The sequence below is a fragment of the Amycolatopsis sp. WQ 127309 genome (assembly GCF_023023025.1).
Lineage (GTDB): Bacteria > Actinomycetota > Actinomycetes > Mycobacteriales > Pseudonocardiaceae > Amycolatopsis.
Genome location: NZ_CP095481.1, coordinates 1,186,534 through 1,206,264, shown reverse-complemented (window position 1 = coordinate 1,206,264; position 19,731 = coordinate 1,186,534). Strand labels below are relative to the sequence as shown.

16 protein-coding genes are annotated in these 19,731 nt (G+C 71.0%); 13 read left to right on the top strand and 3 right to left on the bottom strand.

Going from position 1 to position 19,731, the window contains the following annotated elements; translation table 11 throughout:
• Window positions 1-55: 55 nt before the first annotated feature.
• The 4 genes from MUY22_RS05045 to MUY22_RS05030 all read left to right on the top strand — a co-directional run bounded on the left by MUY22_RS05045 (window position 56) and on the right by MUY22_RS05030 (window position 6,013).
• Entirely contained in the window at window positions 56-1,792 is a 1,737-nt protein-coding gene (locus MUY22_RS05045) for an ABC transporter family substrate-binding protein (RefSeq protein WP_247063658.1), read from the top strand.
• Window positions 1,793-2,076: 284 nt separating this feature from the next.
• Entirely contained in the window at window positions 2,077-3,885 is a 1,809-nt protein-coding gene (locus tag MUY22_RS05040; RefSeq protein WP_247057552.1) for an ABC transporter family substrate-binding protein, read from the top strand.
• Between the two features lie 189 nt (window positions 3,886-4,074).
• A complete protein-coding gene (locus MUY22_RS05035; RefSeq protein WP_247057550.1) occupies window positions 4,075-5,091 on the top strand; it encodes an ABC transporter permease in 1,017 nt (338 codons plus the stop codon).
• Window positions 5,084-6,013, top strand: a complete 930-nt coding sequence (locus MUY22_RS05030; protein ID WP_247057548.1) for an ABC transporter permease — start codon at window positions 5,084-5,086, stop codon at window positions 6,011-6,013. The genes MUY22_RS05035 and MUY22_RS05030 overlap by 8 nt, the downstream gene beginning before the upstream one ends.
• Window positions 6,014-6,393: 380 nt before the next feature.
• On the opposite strand, the gene MUY22_RS05025 is transcribed toward MUY22_RS05030, so the two are convergent.
• Entirely contained in the window at window positions 6,394-8,172 is a 1,779-nt protein-coding gene (locus MUY22_RS05025) for an ABC transporter ATP-binding protein (protein WP_247057546.1), read from the bottom strand.
• A 113-nt stretch (window positions 8,173-8,285) separates the two neighbouring features.
• Between MUY22_RS05025 and mshB the strand changes: the two genes are divergently transcribed.
• The 3 genes from mshB to MUY22_RS05010 are packed head-to-tail and all read left to right on the top strand — an operon-like array spanning window position 8,286 to window position 10,307.
• On the top strand, window positions 8,286-9,131 hold the full coding sequence (gene mshB / locus MUY22_RS05020) for an N-acetyl-1-D-myo-inositol-2-amino-2-deoxy-alpha-D-glucopyranoside deacetylase (RefSeq protein WP_247057544.1): 846 nt from the start codon (window positions 8,286-8,288) through the stop codon (window positions 9,129-9,131).
• Window positions 9,128-9,520 (top strand): hypothetical protein, encoded by a 393-nt coding sequence (locus MUY22_RS05015; protein WP_247057542.1) that lies wholly within the window; start codon window positions 9,128-9,130, stop codon window positions 9,518-9,520. The genes mshB and MUY22_RS05015 overlap by 4 nt, the downstream gene beginning before the upstream one ends.
• The gene (locus MUY22_RS05010; protein ID WP_247057540.1) at window positions 9,513-10,307 is read left to right on the top strand and encodes a hypothetical protein; all 795 of its coding nucleotides are present in this window, start codon (window positions 9,513-9,515) and stop codon (window positions 10,305-10,307) included. The genes MUY22_RS05015 and MUY22_RS05010 overlap by 8 nt, the downstream gene beginning before the upstream one ends.
• A gap of 9 nt (window positions 10,308-10,316) precedes the next feature.
• Here MUY22_RS05010 and MUY22_RS05005 read toward each other — a convergent pair whose 3' ends face one another.
• Window positions 10,317-11,021 (bottom strand): site-2 protease family protein, encoded by a 705-nt coding sequence (locus tag MUY22_RS05005; protein WP_247063650.1) that lies wholly within the window; start codon window positions 11,019-11,021, stop codon window positions 10,317-10,319.
• Between the two features lie 318 nt (window positions 11,022-11,339).
• Here MUY22_RS05005 and MUY22_RS05000 point away from each other — a divergent pair, with 318 nt between their 5' ends.
• Both MUY22_RS05000 and MUY22_RS04995 read left to right on the top strand, forming a co-directional pair.
• Window positions 11,340-11,627 (top strand): WhiB family transcriptional regulator, encoded by a 288-nt coding sequence (locus MUY22_RS05000; RefSeq protein ID WP_247063648.1) that lies wholly within the window; start codon window positions 11,340-11,342, stop codon window positions 11,625-11,627.
• A gap of 313 nt (window positions 11,628-11,940) precedes the next feature.
• Complete coding sequence (locus MUY22_RS04995; RefSeq protein WP_247057537.1) at window positions 11,941-15,219, top strand: glycosyltransferase family 2 protein; 3,279 nt, start codon at window positions 11,941-11,943, stop codon at window positions 15,217-15,219.
• 778 nt (window positions 15,220-15,997) lie between these two features.
• Here the strand turns inward: MUY22_RS04995 and MUY22_RS04990 are convergent.
• Window positions 15,998-16,462, bottom strand: a complete 465-nt coding sequence (locus MUY22_RS04990; RefSeq protein WP_247057535.1) for a metallopeptidase family protein — start codon at window positions 16,460-16,462, stop codon at window positions 15,998-16,000.
• Between the two features lie 79 nt (window positions 16,463-16,541).
• Here MUY22_RS04990 and MUY22_RS04985 point away from each other — a divergent pair, with 79 nt between their 5' ends.
• The 4 genes from MUY22_RS04985 (at window position 16,542) to MUY22_RS04970 (ending at window position 19,726) form a co-directional block, all read left to right on the top strand.
• Complete coding sequence (locus MUY22_RS04985) at window positions 16,542-16,898, top strand: DUF3499 domain-containing protein (RefSeq protein ID WP_247057533.1); 357 nt, start codon at window positions 16,542-16,544, stop codon at window positions 16,896-16,898.
• Window positions 16,899-16,978: 80 nt separating this feature from the next.
• Window positions 16,979-18,334: a phosphomannomutase/phosphoglucomutase gene (locus MUY22_RS04980; protein ID WP_247057531.1), complete on the top strand. Its 1,356-nt coding sequence runs from the start codon at window positions 16,979-16,981 to the stop codon at window positions 18,332-18,334.
• A gap of 89 nt (window positions 18,335-18,423) precedes the next feature.
• Window positions 18,424-18,648, top strand: a complete 225-nt coding sequence (locus tag MUY22_RS04975; RefSeq protein WP_247057529.1) for a Trm112 family protein — start codon at window positions 18,424-18,426, stop codon at window positions 18,646-18,648.
• Window positions 18,632-19,726 carry a hypothetical protein gene (locus tag MUY22_RS04970; protein ID WP_247057526.1) on the top strand — a complete coding sequence of 365 codons (1,095 nt, stop codon included), beginning with the start codon at window positions 18,632-18,634 and terminating at the stop codon, window positions 19,724-19,726. Before MUY22_RS04975 ends, MUY22_RS04970 begins: the two co-directional genes overlap by 17 nt.
• Window positions 19,727-19,731: the final 5 nt, after the last annotated feature.

Sequence of the window (19,731 nt, the reverse complement as noted above, 5' to 3'; positions counted from 1 at the left end):
TGGTGGTCATGGGAACATGGCTGACCCGATCGGGGAGAATCCGGAAGGACTGGGCGTGCGGGTGAATCGCAAGGCGGGGCCGGTACTGGCACTCGCGGCCGTGGTGCTCGCCGCTTGCTCGAACACCCCGCCACCGCCGGTCGTGTCGTCGTCGGTGGCGCCGGTCTCGACCACCGGCAAGACCCCGTCGCAGATCGTCGTCGGCGTCGACGACGTGCTCGGCGGGTACAACCCGCACAACCTCGCGGACTCCTCGCAGGTGACCTCGGCGCTCTCGCAGCTGCTGCTGCCCTCGGTGTTCCGCCAGAAGGACGACGGCGCCACCCTGCTCGACAAGAACCTCATGAAGTCCGCCGCGGTGCTCTCGCAGCAGCCGTTCGTCGTCGCCTACGACATCCGGCCGGACGCGTCCTGGTCCGACGGCGCGCCCATCGCCGCCGAGGACTTCGACTACCTGCGCACCCAGATGCGCGACCAGCCCGGCGTGATCGGCCCGGCCGGCTACCGGCAGATCACCGACCTGCAGTCCCGCGAGGGTGGCAAGCGCGTCGAGGTCACCTTCGCCAAGCCGTACCCCGGCTGGCAGACGCTGTTCTCGGACCTGCTGCCCGCCCACCTGCTCAAGGACGCCCCCGACGGCTGGCGCGGGGCCCTGGCCACGAACTTCCCGGCCATCGCCGGCCCGTTCTCGATCAAGAGCCTCGACACCGCCCGCGGCGAGGTGATCCTCGAGCGCAACGAGCGCTACTGGGAGAAGCCGGCGGCGATCGACCGGATCGTGCTGCGCCGGTCGGACCAGAACACCCTGCTGGCCGCGCTGCGCAGCGGCAACGACCAGTTCGCGCTGGCCCGGACCACCGGCGACGAGCTCAAACTGCTCGGCGAGCTCGGCTCGGCCGTCCAGCTGCACACCGTGGCCCGGCCGCTCGTCGCCGACGTGCTGCTGCGGCCGGTCAGCGCCACGCTGCAGGACGCGCAGGTGCGGGCCGGGGTCGCCGCCCTGCTGGACCGCACGAAGCTGATCACGGAGGGCGTCAACGGCGGCCCGTCGGCGGCGCTGCACGCAGACGCCCAGGTGAAGGCGCCGTCGGTGGCCGGGTACACCGCGACGATCCCGCCCGGCCCGCCGACCGCGCCCGACGTCGCGAAGGCCGAGGAGTCGCTGAAGGCGGCCGGCTACACCAAGACCGCGGGCACCTGGCGCAAGAACGGCAAGGCGCTTTCGCTGGTCATCGCCTCGCCCGGCACCCAGGAGCCGTACGCGTCGATCGCCAAGGAGCTCACCAGCGAGCTGGCCGCGCAGGGCATCGAGGTCAACGCGATCACGCCGCAGCCGCGGGACCTGTTCAGCGGCCTGCTCGCGATGCCGGTCGTCGGCGGGGTCCAGCAGCCGGCCGGTGACTCGGCGGGCAACGTCGGTGTCGACATCGCGGTCGTGCCGCAGGCGGTCGGCGGCGACACGGCCTCGGTGCTCGCGTCGACCTTCGGCTGCCGGCCCGAGCAGACGGCGACGGGGGCGGACACCACGAAACCGGTCGTTCCGGGCAATTCGGCGGGCTTCTGCGACGCGGCGCTGCAGCCGTCGATCGACGCCGCGCTGTCGGGCGCCACGCCGATCGCCGAGGCCCTGACCACCCTTGAGCCTGAACTTTGGCGTCAGAACGTGGTGATTCCGCTGTTCCAGATGGCTGACACACTGGCGATCGGATCGGGCATCTCGGGCGTCACACCGGGTCCCCCCATGGTGGGCCCGTTCGGGTCGGCCGTGAACTGGACTCGCGGCCCGAAGTAATCAGTCGGCTACGCATTCAGTACTACCGAGTGATCTTTACCGACGCCTTCGGGTGGGGGGCATTGATTCCATGAGGTAACCGTCGTATTTCTGGATGTCCACTGGAAGTCACCCTTTGGTCACGATCGACCCTGAACTGGTGACTGTCGGTGCTTTTCCTTTCTAGCGTGCACCCGCAGTGCGCCAGTTGAGTGTCGCTTGGCGTGTCGTAGGCTCCGGCCCAAACCGGAGCGGTGTGGGTCCTTGTCACAATTCAAGGGCTCAGTGCTAGGAGGGCACACTTCATGAGGAGAACCAAAGCAGTCTCCGCCTTGTCGCTCGTCGCAGGCGCCACGCTGCTGCTGAGCGCCTGCAGCGGTGGTGATTCGGGTTCGGGTAGCACCGACACGAACGGGTCGTCGACCGACGTCAAGGCGATGGCTGTCGGCAAGGCCGAGACCGGTGACTCGTTCAAGCTCGCGGACGTCAAGGGCTGGGACGGCACGGTCACGGTCGGGATCGACGACGGCTATTCGGGGTACAACAACAACACCCCGGACACCAACAGCTCGTACAACACGTACATCTTGACCGCCGTCATCGAAGACTCCTTCGTCCTCGACGGCAACAACAAGGTGCTGCTCAACAAGGACATCCTCGACTCGGCCGACGTGACGACCAAGGACCCCCAGGTCGTCACGTACAAGATCAAGCCGAACCTCAAGTGGTCCGACGGCGAGGCCTACAACTGCAAGGACTTCTACCTGGCGTGGCTCGCGCAGAGCGGCCAGGCGAAGGGCGCGGACGGCAAGAACCCGTTCAACGCCGCCTCGACCACCGGTTACGACAAGATCAAGACCGCCACCTGCAAGGACGACCTGACCTTCGAGACGGACTACAGCGAGCCGTACCTCGACTACAAGGGCCTGTTCAGCGGGGTCGCGGTGCTGCCGGCGCACATCCTCGAGAAGGGGACCGGCATCCCGGACATCACCAAGCTGGCGCCGACCGGTGACCCGGCCCTGGTCGCCAAGGCCGGCGACTTCTGGACGAACAAGTGGAAGGGCTTCGACAAGGCGCTCATGCCGGCCTCCGGCCCGTACATGATCGACGCGTTCGACGCCAACCAGAAGGCCGTCACCCTCGTCAAGAACCCGAACTGGGCCGGCGGCAAGGGCGGACCGAGCAAGATCATCGTCCGCGCCATGGAAGACACCAAGGCCATGGCGACCGCGCTGCAGAACGGTGAGATCGACGTCGCGGCGTCGACCCAGCCGGACGCCACCGCGGCCCAGACGCTGAAGGGCCTCTCGGCCCAGGGTGTCACCTACGGTTCGGCTCCCCAGCTGACCTACGAGCACCTCGACCTGCAGTTCAACCGCATGTTCAAGGACGACGCGCTCCGCAAGGCGTTCTTCGAGTCGGTCGACCGCAAGGCGATCACGGACAAGCTGCTCAAGGAAGTCCAGGCCGACGCGGCCCCGCTGAACTCGATCGTGTTCTTCCAGGGTGAAGAGGGCTACACCGACCTGTACGGCAGCAAGGCCGGCCTGGGCGCCGAGGCGGCGGCGAAGACGCTGACCGACGCGGGCTGGGTCAAGGGCGGCGACGGCATCTTCGCCAAGGGCGGCGTGCGCGCTTCGTTCAAGATCACGCATAACCAGAACGCGCGCCGCAGCCAGACCGTCGAGATCATCATCTCGCAGGCCAAGGCGGCCGGTATCGAGGTCAAGGACGAGACCGACGCCAACTTCCTCAAGGGTGGCCGCGTCTCGACCGGTGACTACGACATCGCCCTCTTCGGCTGGTCGTCGGCTCCGTTCAAGTCGCAGTCGCGGTCGATCTACGTCTGCCCGACCAACGGTGGCGACCAGAACTACCAGAACCTCTGCGACCCGAAGATCGACGACGCGTTCAAGTCCGCGGTGAGTGCCACGGACGAGACCGTCAAGACGCAGAGCTACCAGGCCGCGGACAAGGCGATCGCGGACAAGTACGCGACCATGCCGCTGTTCCAGACGCCGTCCATGTGGGCGTTCAAGGGCATCGACCGCGTGTACATGCAGTCGTACAACGGTGTCCTGTGGAACGCCGGCGAGTGGGAGAAGAAGTAACGGGGCTCGCCCTGACGCTTCTTTCCCCTCGCTCCAGATGACCTGGGAGGTACCGGGGCCCGGCCACGAGCCGGGCCCCGGTACCCACCGGAAGTAGCTGTTGACCGTAGGGTTACCACCACTACGGTAGACAACCGGGTAGCGGTCCAGCGCACTTCTGACGACCAGGCCCGGATGAGGAGCAGTTCGTTGAACCTGGTGATCTACATCCTTCGCCGTCTGGCGATATCGATTCCCGTCCTGCTGGTCGGGACCTTCTTGTCGTTCGTGATGGTCGCCGCCACCGGTGACCCGCTGGGCGAGATCCGCAACAACCCGCTGATGAGCAAGGACGCGATCGACGCGCTCTCCCACAAGCTGGGGCTGGACCAGGGCGTCATCCCGCGCTACTTCACCTGGCTCGGGCACTTCCTGACCGGCGACTGGGGCACCTCGATCGCGCAGGGCAACGCCCTCGCGCCGGTCGCGCCCAAGGTCACGGCCGCGTTCGCCGTCACGCTCAAGCTGGTCGTCGGAGCCGAGATCCTCGCGCTGATCATCGGCATCATCGTCGGTGTGCTGGCCGCGGTGAAGCAGTACTCGATCATCGACTACATCGCGACCACCCTGGCCTTCCTGCTCTTCTCGATGCCGATCTTCTGCGTCGCGATCGTGCTGAAGCGCTACGCGATCGAGATCAACGGCTGGGTGCGGGACCTGGGCCTGTCCGACGTCCTCGGCAATCCATGGCTGCGCACGATCAGCCCGGAGCAGCTGAAGACCGACGGCGTCGGGGACTTCATCACCAGCACGGTCGGCGCGTACCTGCTGCCGACGCTCTCGATCATGGCGATCAGCTTCGCCGCGTACAGCCGTTTCCAGCGGGCCTCGATGCTCGAGGTCATGAGCTCGGACTACGTGCGCACCGCGCGCGCCAAGGGCCTGGCCAACGGCCGGGTCATCTTCCGGCACGCGTTCCGCAACGCCCTGATCCCCGTGACCACGCTGTTCTCGGTGAACTTCGGCTCGGTGCTCGCCGGGGCGATCATCACCGAGACGGTGTTCAACTGGCACGGCATGGGCACGCTGCTGGTGGAAGCCGTCACGAAGAACGACACGCAGGTGCTGATGGGCTGGCTCGTGGTCATCGCCTCCAGCGTGGTCGTCGCCAACCTGATCGCCGACCTGATGTACGGCATCCTGGACCCGAGGATTCGCGTTGGCTGACTTGAACTCACTTCTCGCGAGCGAAACCGCGACGGCCGACGGCACGCTGCCGCCGGAGGCCCTGCCCGAGCCGCGGAGCCAGGGCAAGCTGGTCCTGCGCAAGTTCCTGCACCACAAGCTGGCGATGGCCTCGACCGCGGTGCTGGTGCTGATCATCCTGCTCAGCATCCTGATGCCGATCTTCTGGCCGCACAGCTACGAGGACAGCTCCTTCCCGTCCTTCGCGAAGCCGAACGGGGACTTCCCGCTGGGCACCACGCAGGTCGGCAAGGACATGGTGTCGCAGATCCTGCGCGGCACCCAGTTCTCGCTGCTGATCGCGCTCACGGTGTCGATCCTGTCGACCTTCGTCGGCGTCGTCCTCGGTGCACTGGCGGGCTACCTGCGCAGCTTCACCGACTCGGCGATCTCGCGCGTCACGGACCTGTTCCTGATCATCCCGCAGATCGCCGCGGCGGCCATCCTCGCCAAGGTGTTCGGCGGCGGTGCCTGGTACATCGTGGCGCTGGTGCTGGCGGCCTTCGGCTGGATGCAGATCGCCCGAATCACCCGGGCCGAGGCGATGTCCCTGGCCCAGCGCGAGTTCGTGGACGCGGCTCGCGCTTCGGGCGCCGGCACGTTCCGGATCATCTTCAAGCACCTGGTGCCGAACATGGTCGGCAGCATCACGGTCAACGCGACCCTCGCGGTCGCGCAGGCCGTGCTGGCGGAAGCCGCGCTGTCGTTCATCGGCCTCGGCGTCCAGCTGCCGGACACCTCGCTCGGCCGCGTCATCCTGGAGAACTACGCCCAGCTGCAGACGCGGCCGGCGCTGTTCTTCGGGCCGTTCATCGTGCTCGTGCTGATCTCACTGACGATCAACTTCATCGGTGACGGTCTCCGCGACGCCTTCGACCCGCGACAGCGGAGAATGAAGGCCTGAACGCACACCGCGGGGGTGACCGGATTCCGGTCACCCCCGCGGTCGTTTCGGCGCAGTCCAGGCGCACAGCGCGCGCGATCGCCGGCCGCGCTCCAGCCGGCTGGCGCGGAAGGTGCCGGCCGCGTTCCGGACGCCGATCGCCACGACGCCGGGGTTTCAGTTCCGGCACTGTCCATCATGGCCGTCACCTTCGCCGCCTGCAGCCGCTTCCAGCGCGCGTCGATGCCCCGGAGGTGCCGGATGCCGACTACGTGCGCACAGCGCGCGCCAGGGGTGTCACGAACACCTTCAGAGCCACGGTGCCAGGCGCCGGCTTGCCCAGGAACACCGAAGGCCGCCACCCGAGCCGGGTGGCGGCCTTCAGCTTGTCTCAGCGAGCCTCAGTCGGCGACCGGCGCCAGCCGGCCCGCTTCCCAGGCCGCGCGGCGCTCGGCCTGCAGCACCGGGTCGGCGACCGGGGCCGCCGACAGCAGGCGCCGGGTGTACTCCTGCTGCGGCGAGTGCAGCACCTGGTCACGGGTGCCGACCTCGACGAGCTTGCCGTACTGCATCACCGCGACGCGGTCGGCCAGCAGGTCGACCACCGCCAGGTCGTGGCTGATGAACAGGCACGCGAACTGCAGCGACTGCTGCAGGTCGAGGAACAGGTCCAGCACGCGGGCCTGCACCGACACGTCGAGCGCCGACGTCGGCTCGTCGGCGATCAGCAGCGCCGGGTCGAGCGACAGCGCCCGGGCGATCGCGACGCGCTGGCGCTGGCCGCCGGAGAGCTCGTGCGGGTAGCGGTTCATGTAGTGCCCGCCCAGCTCGACCTTGTCGAGCAGCGAGCGCACGCGGGCCGAGAGCTCCTTGCCGGCCAGCACCTTGTGCAGCACCATCGGCTCGGCGATCGACTCGCCGATCGTCATCTTCGGGTCCAGTGTGGACGCCGGGTCCTGGAACACGATCGAGAAGAACCGGCGCAGCGGGCGGATGTCCTTCGCGGACATCGTCGTGATGTCACGGCCCGCGATCGCGATGGTGCCCTGGGTGGCCCGGAGCAGGCCGACGGCGCAGCGGCCGACGGTCGACTTGCCGGAGCCGGACTCGCCGACCAGGCCGACGATCTCGCCCTTGGCGATGGTCAGCGAGACGTCGTCCACCGCGCGGTTCTTGCCCTGACCGCGGCGGCCCGGGTACTCGAGGACCAGGTTCTTGATCTCCAGGGCCGGCGCGGCCTCTTCGATCACGGCCTCCAGCTCGGCGTCGGCCAGCCGGATGTCGTCGGCGATCTTGGCCGCCTCGGTGCTGTCGGCGTCGATCCCGGTGTCGAGCAGGCGACGTCCCTCGGGGCGCTGGCCCAGGACCGGCACCGCGGCGAGCAGCCGGCGGGTGTAGTCCTCCTTGGGCGAGGCGAACAGGTCGCGCACCGGCGCCTCTTCGACGATCTCGCCCTGGTACATCACGATGACGCGGTCGGCCATGTCGGCGACGACGCCCATGTCGTGCGTGATCAGCACGATCGCGGTGTCGAGGGTGTCGCGCAGCTTGCGCAGCAGGCCGAGGATCTCCGCCTGCACGGTGACGTCGAGCGCGGTGGTCGGCTCGTCGGCGATGATGACCTGCGGGTCGCAGGCGATCGCCATGGCGATGACGACGCGCTGGCGCAGACCGCCCGAGAGCTGGTGCGGGTACTGCTTGAACCGCTGCTCCGGGTTCGGGATGCCGACCATGTCGATCAGCTCGACCGCGCGCTTGTCGGCGGCGGACTTCGAGATGTCCTGGTGCGACCGCAGGGCCTCGCGCAGCTGCCAGCCGATCGTGTAGACCGGGTTCAGGGCCGTCATCGGCTCCTGGAAGATCATCGCGACCTGGTTGCCGCGGATCTTCTGCATGTCCTTCTCTTTGAGGTCCGCCAGGTTGCGCTCGCCCAGGCGGAGCTCGCCGCCGATGCGGCTGGTCTTGGGCAGCAGGCCCAGCACCGACATCGACGTGACGGACTTGCCGGACCCGGACTCACCGACGACGGCGACGATCTCGCCGGGCTTGACGTCGAACCCGATGCCCTTGACCGCGTCGACGACGCCGTCCTCGGTCGGGAACGAGACGCTCAGGTCGGAGATGGACAGAACGGATCCCGACACGTCGGCGACGTTCGCCGAAGTTGCTTCAGTGCTCACCAAGATGCCCTTCGTGGGGGTACAGACCATCGCGACGCGGCGGTCGCGACTCGCGCGAGGATAACCGAGGGTGTCCCCGACTTGGGTCGGAGCACGGGAATTACGCTCAACCCGTGATCTCTCCGGTACCGCGAAGACTGCTGCTCGTCCACGCCCATCCCGACGACGAGAGCATCACCACCGGCGCCACGATCGCACGATACGCCGCCGAGGGCGCCGAGGTGACCGTGGTGACCTGCACGCTGGGTGAGGAAGGCGAGATCGTCCGCGAGCTGCCGGAGCTGGCCGGGCTGGGGGCCTGGGCCGCCGACCAGCTGGGCGGCTACCGCGTCGCCGAGCTGAAGGCCGCGTGCGCCGCGCTGGGGGTGTCGCGACATCGTTACCTGGGCGGGATCGGCCGGTGGCGCGATTCGGGCATGGCGGGCACACCGGCGGCGTCCCACCCGCGGGCGTTCACGAGCGGCACCATCGAGGAGCAGGCCGCGCAGCTGGCGGCGGTCCTCGACGAGGTCCGGCCGCAGGTCGTCGTCACCTACGACGCGTTCGGCGGCTACGGCCACCCCGACCACATCCGCGCGCACGAGATCACCATGGCCGCGGCGCCGCGGGCGTCGTCGGTCGCCCGGGTGTTCCACACGGTCGCGTCGCGTGACGACGTCCGCGACGGCCTCGCCGAGCTGCGGGCCGCCGGGACGTCCCGCTTCCCGGTGCCGCCGGACGCCGAGCTGCCGGTGACGCCGGACGAGGAGATCACGACGGTCCTCGACGTCGCCGCGCACCTGCCGGCGAAGCTGGCGGCCCTGCGCGCGCACGCGACGCAGCTGACCGTCGTCGAGGGCGCCGTCCCGCACTTCGCGCTGACCAACGAGCTGGCGCAGCCGATCCCGGCGCGCGACTGCTTCGTGCTGGCCCACGGCCCGGCCGAGGGCGCGGCCGGCGACCTGTTCGGTGGACTGTGACCACGCCCGACCGGCTGACCGGGACCCAGATCGCGTTCCTCGTGCTGCTCGCCTTCGACGCCGTGCTGCTGGGCGTGCTGGAGCTGTTCTTCCTGCCGCTGCGGATCGGCGTCGTGCCACTCCCGGTGACGGTGCTGGTCGGCGCGGTGACGACACCGTGGCTGGTATCGACCACCGCGAAGCTGGTGCGGCCGTCTCTTTCGTGGGTACCCCTCGTCGTGTGGGTGCTCGTCGTGTTCGGGTTCGGCATGCTGGGTCCGGGTGGTGACCTGGTGCTGATCCAGGACTGGCGAGCGCTGCTGCTGCTCGGTGCGAGCGCGCTGCCCGGCGCGATGGTGCTCGGCGGTGGGCTGGGCCGTGCGGCGGGAAGGAAACCGGGACGTGGCTGAGGCGATTTCCGACAAGCAGGTCGTGGCGGTGCTGCGGCCGTTCGTCCGGGCGTGCGGCCCGATGCTGGACGCGCTGCGCGAGTCCGACCCGTTCGGGCTGCAGGCGCGCGACCGGCGCGAGCACGACGACCTCGCCGAGGTCGAGTCCGGCCTCAAGGCGAAGCTGATCCACGGGCTGACGTCGGTGAAGGTCCCCGGCACGGCCGCGTGGGGCCGGATGACCGGCTACGACCGGTCGAGCTGGTGGATGAACCGGGTCGGCCGGTTCACGGCGCTGCTGACGTCGATCCCCGGCCTCGGCGGCGCACTGGCCGACCGGCTGCCGGTGCAGGACACCCTCGGCGCGGCGTCGCAGGGGCTGCTGCTGTGCGCGATCGCGGGCGAGTACGGCGTCACCGACGTCGGCACCCGCGTGCGGCTGATCGCGTCGGTGCTGTTCGAGCGCGACATCGATCCGGATCTCGCGGCGGGCAAGCACGCGGAGCACGACGAAGCCGCGGAGGCGGAAGAAGCCGCGAGGCTGACCGAAGAGCTGACGGCGTCGGAGAAGAAGCACGGCAAGGCGACGGTCAAGGCCGCCGCGGGCACGCTGTGGCGCCTGGGCCGCGGCCTGATCGGCATCACGGGCGAGCTGGAGAAGCGGCCGCGGGGCAACCTCGTGCACCGCGCCTTGGGCATGCTCCCGGTCGTCGGCGCGGCCGGCGACTACTTCGGCGAGCGCTCCGGGCTGAAGGAGGTCTGGAAGCGGGCGCACACCTGGCTGACCGAACAGGCGCCCGCCCGCTGACCCGGCGCGTCAGTTCCAGAAGCGGAAGACACTGGCGCCCGCGCGGGCACCCTCTTCGAAGCCGCCCAGGCCGTTGTAGATCCAGAACGCGCTGTCCCACAGGGCCGTGCTCGCCGGGGTGAAGAACCAGAGGATCGCGAACAGGATGATCGGCGCCCACGGGCGGACCTGCGCGCCGAACGCGCGGGCCTGCGGCGGCAGGTACGGCTCGATCGCGCCCCAGCCGTCGAGGCCGGGGATCGGGAGGATGTTCAGGATGAACGTCAGGATCTGCAGCAGCGCCAGGTAGGACATCGCGACGACCAGGCCGCCCGCCATCGGCACCAGCGCCACCACGAGCGCCAGCGCCGCGCCGACCGCGAGGTTGCTCAGCGGCCCGGCCAGCGAGACCCACGACGACGTCCCGCGCGAGCGCAGCGCGCCCCGGTTGATCCAGACCGCGCCGCCGGGCAGCGGGATGCCGCCGATGATCAGGAAGATCAACGGCAGGACGATCGACAGGACGGGATCGGTGTACTTCCGGACGTCCAGCGTCAGGTAACCCTTGTGGGCGACGCTGGCGTCACCGCCCCGGTAGGCGACCATCGCGTGGCCGAACTCGTGCAGCGACAGCGACGCCACCCAGCCGGCGGCGACGAAGATCACGACGCCGGCGATGAGGAGTGGATCGCGATCGCCGACCAGGACGGTGGTGACGTCGCCGAAGGCGGCCATCACGCCACCGGCGACGGTGAGGGCGAGGATGCCGAGGAAGACCGGGCTGGGGCGCGTCGCTGACTTCTGCACGCTTCCAGTCTTCCGTATGCCCGGTGTGAAGTTACCGGCGTGTCCCCTTGCGCGATCGGGCCGAAGGGTCCCCCGAACTCGCTACTCCGCTTGACCTGACCGCACTACACGGGTGTAATCACAGTGATGTCATTCGTCGTCGAGGGGACGACGGGTGTCGTTTCACCACCGCCAGCCTGGGGAGTGCTAGGGAGCGAGGAGGCGGACGTGCGGTTGGAAGCCGATGGTAAGGAATGGGGGCACGTCATGAGTTGGGGCGAGATCCCGGAGCAGGCTCTGGGAGATCTCACCGAGCTCATCGATGCCACCGAGGAAGAGCAGGACTGGCAAGAACGCGCTCTGTGCGCGCAGACGGACCCGGAGGCGTTCTTCCCGGAGAAGGGCGGCTCCACCCGTGAAGCCAAGCGGATCTGCCTGGGTTGCGAGGTCAAGGACGAGTGCCTTGAGTACGCGCTGGCCAAGGACGAGCGCTTCGGCATCTGGGGCGGTCTGTCCGAGCGGGAGCGCCGGAAGCTGAAGAAACGCGCTGTTTGAAGCGTGTCCGAGGGGTGAGTTGCGTCCGCGGAAAGCGCGAACCGTGCTCGCGCTTCAAGTGCCTTCTGGGGGTGCAACCCCCAGACCCCGCCCGGGGGCACGCCCCCGGACCCCCGCTGTAGCCGGCTCGCGTGGATCAGCCGGCTCGGCGTCGGGTCACGGGCTGGGTCTTGGCCGGCTCGGCTTGTGTGATGCGCCCACGCAGTTCCGCTGCGTGGGCGCTCTGCGTTGCGCACGGCGTGGGTTCACCATCGGGTGACGGACCAGGGCCGTAGGGTGGCCGCACCGACCGCCGCCTGATCAGGAGCGTTTGTTGCCCCGCACCGTCGCGCCGCCCGCCCTGCGCACCGCGCCCGTTCTGGCCATTGTGGTCTGTCACAACGGCGAAAACTGGCTGCCGCTGGCGCTTTCTTCGTTGCGCCGCAGCACCGTCGGTCCCCGGCACGTGCTCGCCGTGGACACCGGATCCACCGACGCGACCCCGCGTCTCCTGGCCGCCGCGGCCGATCCGGGCAGCGATCCCGACGCACCTCCGGTGCTCTCCGGCATCGTCACGCTTTCGAGTGAAACCGGCTTCGCCGCCGCGGTGGCGGAAGCCGTTGACCACGCCACCGAGCGCTGGGGCGACCCCGGCGCGTGGCTCTGGCTGCTGCACGACGACTGCGCGCCCGAACCCGACTGCCTCGACGAACTCCTCAAAGTCGCGACGGCGCAACCGTCCGCGACCGTGCTCGGCGCGCTCGGGCTCGACTGGACGGACCCGCGGCTGATCGTCGAAGCCGGCCTGTCGACCGACGCGTCCGGGCACCGGCAGCAGGTCGCCGCGACCGGCGACGACCCGGCCGAGGTGCTCGCCGTGCCCAGCGCGGGCTCGCTCGTGCGCCGCGACGCGTGGGACTCCCTCGGCGGGTTCGACCAGGATTTCCCGTTGCTGCGCGAAGATCTCGACTTCGGCTGGCGCGCGAACGCGGCCGGTGGGCTGGTGCTGTCGGTGCCGGCCGCGCGGGTGCGGCACGCGCGCGCCGTCACCACCGGCCAGCGGCCCGCCGACGCCGTCCCCGCGTCGCTCGCCGCCGCGAACCGCGCCCACGGGCTGCGGGTGTTCCTGGTGAACTGCTCGCCGTTTTCCTTCTGGCTGGGGATGATCCGGCTCCCGCTGCTCTCGGTGCTGCGCGCGCTGGCCTTCGTCCTGCTGCGCCGCACCGGCGAGGCGCGGGCGGAGTTCGCGGCCGCCGCGTACCTCCTCAGTGGACGCGGCGGATTGCGCGCCGCCCGGGCGCGCCGACGGCGGAATCCGCGGCCCGGCACGGTTCGCGGCCTCTTCACCGGTCGCGGGACGCGGTTGCGCAACGCCGTCCGCGCCGGCGTCGTCGGCCTCGTGCGCCGCGGTGTGGAGAACGACGTCGCGCTCGGGACGGTTCCCGAAACCGTCGAAACCGAGTCCGCGTGGGTGACGCCGGAAGCGCTCGACGCGCGCGAGAACCGTCCGGTCGGGCCGGACGCGCTGCCCGCCGGCGCGTTGCGCGGGGTCAGCTCCCGCGGGTCCGGGCTGCGGCGGCCGGGCACGCTCGTCGCCGTCACGCTGCCGGAAACCGTGGCGCCGGAACCGGAAACTGCGGAAACCACCGAAGAGATCACCCCGGCGCCCGAGCCGGAGATCGTCTTCGTCGAGGTGAACCGCCGCCGGGTGCTGGGCGCGACGATCTTCGCGCCGCCGGTGGTGCTGCTGGTCGTGATGACGGCGCTGGGGCTGTTCGTCAACCGCGCCCGGCTCGGGCTCGACCTGTTCGGAGGCAAGCTCCTCCCGGTCGGCGGCCTGGGGGAGCTGTGGACGTCGTACCTCACGCCGTGGCACGCGATCGCGGGCGGCACGGGCGCGCCCGCGTCGGCGACCGTGCCGGTGCTGGGCACGCTCGGCGCGGTGTTCGCGCCGATCGGCGGCCCGGCCGCGCTGGTCGCGATCCTCTTGCTCGGGGACATCCCGCTGGCGGCGCTGAGCGCGTACGTCGCGACGCGGCGGCTTCGCGTGCGCCGGTGGGTCCGCGCGGTCGTCGCCGCGACGTACGCGCTGCTGCCGGCCGCGACGGCGGCGGTGGCGCAGGGCCGGCTCGACGTCGTCGTGGTGCACCTGGTGCTGCCGCTCGTCGCGGCGGGCATCGCCGGGCTGCTGGTCCGCGCGGACCAGCGGTGGCTGCACGTGTCGGCGCTCTCGGCGTTCGGCGTCGCGCTGCTCGGCGCGTTCTCGCCGCTGGCGCACGGGCTCGCGCTCGCCGGGCTGCTGATCGGGTTCGTGGTGCTGCCCGCACCGACCGGGCTGGCGCGGCGGATCGCGTCGGTCGGGATCGTCGTCCTGCTGCCGCTGGCGCTGCTGCTGCCGTGGCCGACGGTGTTGCTGAAGCACCCGGAACTGCTCGTGCAGGGACTGGGCGGCGCGGCTTCGGTCGTGTCCGGCACGGATCTGGCCGGGCTCGACCCGGGCGGGCCGGGCGCGTGGCCGATCGGCGTCGCGGTGATCGCGGCGGCGCTGGTGGCGATCGTCGTGCGGCCGACGAAGCTCGCCGCGGGCGGGCTCGCGCTGGGGGTGCTGGGCGTGGGCGGCCTGGTGCTGGTCCGGCTCGTCACGGCGACCCCGATGCAGGGCGGCGCCGCGGCGCACGGCTACGCAGGGGTGCCGCTGCTGATCGTCGGCGCGGGGCTGCTGTGGGTCGTGCTCGGTTCGTGGCAGCGCGGCGGTGCGGCCGGCGTGCCGTCGACGTGGCTGCCGAAGGTGTCGGCGATCGCCGGGGTCGTGGTGTTCCTGGCGCTGGCCGCCGGCGCGCTGGCCGTCGGCGGCCAGGGACCCCTGCGCGCCGGCGGGCGTCCTGCGCTCGCACCGGAGGTCACGGCGGAGCTGGGCGCGTCGGGCCGGTCGGTGCTGGACCTGGCGCCGGACGCGACCCGCCAGATCAGCGGCCGCCTGCCCCGCTACGGCGACGACGAGCTGGCCCCGACCCCCACCACCCCGGCCCGGCTCGCGACGTGGCGCCGTGACCTGGGCCAAGGCGACGCGGCTGCGGTGCAGCGCACTTTCGCCGCCGCGGCGGCGGCGGGCGTGGAGTACGTGGTGCTCCCGCCGGGCGTGGACCCGCAGGCGTACCCACCGCTGGCGAAGGACATGGTCTCGATAGCGGCCCCGACCTCCGACGGCCGTGGTGTGCTGCGCCTGTTGTCACCGGCGGGCCAGGTGATCCTGATCTCCCCGGAGCAGGCGAAAGCGGCGGTCACGGGCGGCGGCGCCCCCGGGAACGCCCCGGGCGTGGCCCCGGTCCAGGCGGGCCTCCCGGACGTCCGGGTCCGGGTGTCGGAGGGCCCGACGGGCCGGTTGCTGGTGCTGGCGGCGGAGCAGGAAGCGGGCTGGAAGGCCTCGGTGGGCGGCAAGAGCGTCCCGATCGTCCCGGCGTGGGGGCACCAGGTAGCGGTGTCGGTCCCGCCGACGACGTCGGAGGTGACGGTGGAGTACCCGGGCACGGAACGGAACCTGCTGCTGCTGGCCCAGCTGGCGGCGGTGCTGTTCACCCTGCTGACGGCGGTCCCGGCCCGGCGCCGCAGCTGAGCTTGCTGCCCTGGGCGGCGCTGCTTTCTCGGGGACGAACGGCCCGTTGGCGTTGTTTCGGGCGCGGGTGGCCCGTTGGCGCTGCTTGAGGCATGAGCGGTGCGGTGGGTGTGGTTGCGGGCGCGGGTGGCCCGTTGGCGCTGTTTCGGGCGCGAGTGGGCCGTTCGCGCTGCTTCAGGCATGAGCGGCCCGTTAGGTATGGGCGCAGTTGCGAGTGGGCCGTTCGTGCTGTTTCGGACATGAGTGGCCCGTTCGTGCGGGCGTGGTCGCGGGCACGAACGGTCCGTTCGTGCTGATTCGGGCGCGAGTGGGCCGTTGGCTACGGATGTGCTTGTCGCCGCGAACGGTCCCTTCGCGGCGAGATGGATGCGAGTGGCCCGTTCGCGCGGCGCCGATGCGGGGGCGGCGATGCGATCGCGGGAGCCGTTGGCGTGGCGTGGAGGTGGGCACGAGAGGGCCGTTGGTGTCGTGATGGGTGCGACTGGCCCGTTCGCGCGATGCGGTGATGTCGACGTGAACGGCCCGTTCGCGTCGAGAAGGTCGCGAGTGGGCCGTTCGTGCGGCGCGGTGAGGTGGGCACGACTGGCCCGTTCGTACCCGAACAAGCACGACTGGCCCGTTCGTGCGGCGCGGTGAGGTGAGCGCGACTGGCCCGTTCGTGCCGAGATGGGCGCGACTGGCCCGTTCGCGCAGCCGAACCACAGGCACGACCGTCCCGTTCGTACCCGAACAAGCACGACTGGCCCGTTCGCGCGGCCGAACCACGAGCAGGCCCGGCCTACTCGCCTTCGATGACGTCCGGTTCCACGCCGAGGTACCCCGCCACCTGCTCCACCAGCACGTCGTGCACCAGCTCGGCCAGCTCCGACGGGTCCTTCGCGCGCGCCTCCAGCGGCCGCCGGTACAGCACGATCCGCGCCCGCGTCGGCATCCCCGTGCGGTCCACCCCCGCCGGGACCAGCCGCGACAGCGGCACCGCGCCGTCGTGCAGGATTCCGTCCGCGGGGGCGTGGCCGTTCTCGCGGACCTCGGGCACGTCGTCGACCGCCACGTCCAGCTTCGTCAGCTCGTGGCGCCAGCGCGCTTCGATCGGCTCCAGCGCGTCGAGCACCAGCGCGTCGAACCGCTCCGCGCGGCTCGCGGCGGCGGGCAGGGTCGCGGGATAGAGCGTCCCGCGCAGGCCCCGGCCGTGCCGGTCCCGTCGCAGGCGCCGCCGTTGTCGGTAGTCACGAGCCGTCGCCACCCCGGAAGTCTATGCGGTCGGCGCGTCTCAGCGCGTGTCGCTCCTACGTCCTTGCGGCGACGCGCTATCGTTTCCGATCGTGCGGAGCGTACGGAAGTGTTCGCGTACCGGCTGTCTCGAGCCGGCTGTGGCCACGCTGACGTATGCCTACAGCGACTCCACCGCCGTCGTCGGCCCGCTGGCCACCGCCTCCGAGCCCCACTCGTACGACCTCTGCGAAGCCCACGCGCTGCGGCTGACCGTCCCCAAGGGCTGGGAAGTCGTCCGGCACGAAGGCGCTTTCGCCGCTCCGGACCCGTCGGCCGACGAGCTGACCGCGCTGGCCGAGGCCGTACGCGAGGCCGGCCGGTCCGACAAGCCCGCGCCGCCGGTCACCGAGCCCGAGGGCCCCTCCGGGCGCCGCGGCCACCTCCGGGTCCTGCCCGGCCGCGCCTGAGCGCGTAACCCACCTCCGGCGCCGGTAGGCTTTCCGCGCGGCGCAGCGGGCGCCGGGACGACTATTCGCGGGGAGACGGCGTGCCAGACCTTTCGGGCATCGTGAAGGCCTACGACATTCGCGGCGTGGTCGGCGAGCAGCTCGACGCGGACCTCGTCCGCGACTTCGGTGCCGCGTTCGCGCTGCTCATCAAGCCCGAGGCCCCCGCGGTGGTGATCGGCTACGACATGCGCGACTCGTCGCCGGGGCTGTCCGCGGCCTTCGCCGAGGGTGTCACCTCGCAGGGCCTCGACGTCGTCAGCATCGGCCTGGCGAGCACCGACCAGCTGTACTTCGCGTCGGGTTCGCTGAACCTGCCGGGCGCGATGTTCACCGCCAGCCACAACCCGGCCAAGTACAACGGCATCAAGATGTGCCGCGCCGGCGCGTCGCCGGTCGGCCAGGACACCGGGCTCGCCGAGATCCGGGACACCGTCGAGCAGGGCGTGCCCGGCTTCGAGGGCCAGCGCGGCACCGTGTCGGAGCGGGACGTCCTCGCCGACTACGCCGCCTACCTGCGCAACCTCGTCGACCTGTCCGGCAACCGGCCGCTGAAGATCGTGGTCGACGCCGGCAACGGCATGGGCGGGCACACCGTCCCGACCGTCTTCGACGGCCTGCCGATCGACGTCGTGCCGATGTACTTCGAGCTCGACGGCAGCTTCCCGAACCACGAGGCCAACCCGCTGGACCCGGCGAACATCGTCGACCTGCAGGCGAAGGTGCGCGAGGTCGGCGCGGACGCCGGTGTGGCCTTCGACGGCGACGCCGACCGCTGCTTCATCGTCGACGAGCGCGGCGAGCCGGTTTCGCCGAGCGCGATCACGGCGCTGGTCGCCGTGCGCGAGCTGGCGAAGGACCCGGGCGGCACGATCATCCACAACCTGATCACGTCCAAGGGCGTGCCGGAGATCGTCGCCGAGCACGGCGGCAAGCCGGTCCGCACCCGGGTCGGGCACTCGTTCATCAAGGCCGAGATGGCCCGCACCGGCGCGATCTTCGGCGGCGAGCACTCGGCGCACTACTACTTCCGCGACTTCTGGCGCGCCGACACCGGCATGCTGGCGGCGCTGCACGTGCTCGCCGCGCTCGGCGAGCAGGACGGCCCGCTGTCCGACCTGACCAGCGCGTACTCGCGCTACGCGGCGTCGGGTGAGATCAACTCCACGGTCGACGACCAGGTCGCCAGGATGATGGCCGTGAAGGACGCGTTCGGCGTCAAGTCCGGCGTCGAGATCGACGAGCTGGACGGCCTCACCGTGCAGCTGCCGGGCGGCGCGTGGTTCAACCTCCGCCCGTCGAACACCGAGCCGCTGCTCCGGCTGAACGTCGAGGCCGCCAACGCCGAGGCGGTGCAGGCCCTGGTGGAAGACGTCCTCGCGATCATCCGCAGCTGATCCCGTCCCGGGGGTGAAGAGCCGTCAGGACCGAACTGTGTCCGAAACTGTGCTCTTCACCCCACCTCATCGCGTGGTATGGAGGAACCATGGCCCTCACGCTCGACGTCCAGCTCCTCGAGATCCTGGCGTGCCCGTCGCCCGATCACGCCCCGCTGCGTCCCGGGACGCCGGGCGACCCGGAGGCCGACGCCCTGACCTGTACCGAGTGCGGCCGGGTGTACCCGGTCCGTGACGGGATCCCGGTGCTGCTGCTCGATGAAGCGACCGGTGGCCCCGCTGAAAGCGAAGCGTCCGATGCCGACGGTGCTTGACGACTCGCTGCTCGACGACCCCGCGCGCCTGGCCGAAGCCGACAGCGCGGGGTTGCTCCGCGCCGCCGCGATGGCGGGCGCCCAGGTGCGGGCGACCACCGAGCTCGCGGCCGAACTGGACCTGGCCGAGCGGCTCGACGTGGGCCGGCCGCGCGCCGTCGTGCTGATCGACCGGCCGGGCGTCAGCCGCACGCTCACGCGGCTGCTGGCGGCGCTGCTGGCGCCGTCGTGCCCGGTGCCGGTGGTCGTCGCCGAGGTGGTGCCGAGCTGGATCGGCGCGCTCGACGTCGTCTTCGCGCACACCGACGACCCGGGTGACCGCGAACTCGCCGCCTCGCTGGAGCGGGCCGCGCGCTTCGGCGCGTCGGTGGTGCTCTCCGCGCCGGCGGAAGGCCCGGTGGCCGCCGCCGTCGCGGGCAAGGGCGTGCTGCTGGCGCCGCGGATCCCGGTGCCGCCGGAGCTGGCGTTCCCGCGCGGCCTGGCCGCCGGGCTGCTCACGGCGAACGCGCTGGGCCTGCTGGTCGCCGACGTCCAGGTGCTGGCCGACCAGCTCGACCTGGAAGCCGAGAAGGACTACCTGGCCCGCGACTCGTTCGCGAACCCGGCCAAGGCGCTCGCGCTGCGGGTCGCCGACCGCGTGCCGCTCCTGTGGGGGCTGGACCCGGTCGCCGTCGCCGTCGGCGAACACGCTGCGCACGCGTTCGCGGCCCACGCTGCTACCGTCTGTGACGTCGAGGATTTCCGTCAGGCGCTGGCGCGCCCCGCGTTGCGGCGGGCGGCGCAATCGAGTGGCGCGGAGCGTGACATCTTCGCCGATCCGGACGATCCATCAGGTGACATCCCCACCCGGGTGCTGCTCCTCTCGGTGCGAACCGGTCCGGCCACGGACGCGGCGCGCTTCCAAGCCGAGGATCTGCTGCCGGGTGCGGACGTCATCGCCCCGGCCGAGGAGTTCGAGGCGGACGAAATCGTGCGGGCCGCGGTGCTGGCGCTGCGGTTCGAACTGGCGGCGGTCTATCTCGGGCTGGCGGCGGGCAGCATCGGCGGCGCGGGCCGCTTCGAGCCCGTGACGGCGTGAGACCC

What these genes read in the sequence shown, in the direction of transcription:
- MUY22_RS05040 (WP_247057552.1), top strand. Translation starts at nt 2,077, where the DNA reads ATGAGGAGAACCAAAGCAGTCTCCGCCTTGTCGCTCGTCGCAGGCGCC.
- MUY22_RS05005 (WP_247063650.1), bottom strand. Translation starts at nt 11,021, where the DNA reads ATGGCCGCCTTCGGCGACGTCACCACCGTCCTGGTCGGCGATCGCGAT.
- MUY22_RS04975 (WP_247057529.1), top strand. Translation starts at nt 18,424, where the DNA reads ATGGCCCTCACGCTCGACGTCCAGCTCCTCGAGATCCTGGCGTGCCCG.
- MUY22_RS05000 (WP_247063648.1), top strand. Translation starts at nt 11,340, where the DNA reads ATGAGTTGGGGCGAGATCCCGGAGCAGGCTCTGGGAGATCTCACCGAG.
- MUY22_RS04970 (WP_247057526.1), top strand. Translation starts at nt 18,632, where the DNA reads ATGCCGACGGTGCTTGACGACTCGCTGCTCGACGACCCCGCGCGCCTG.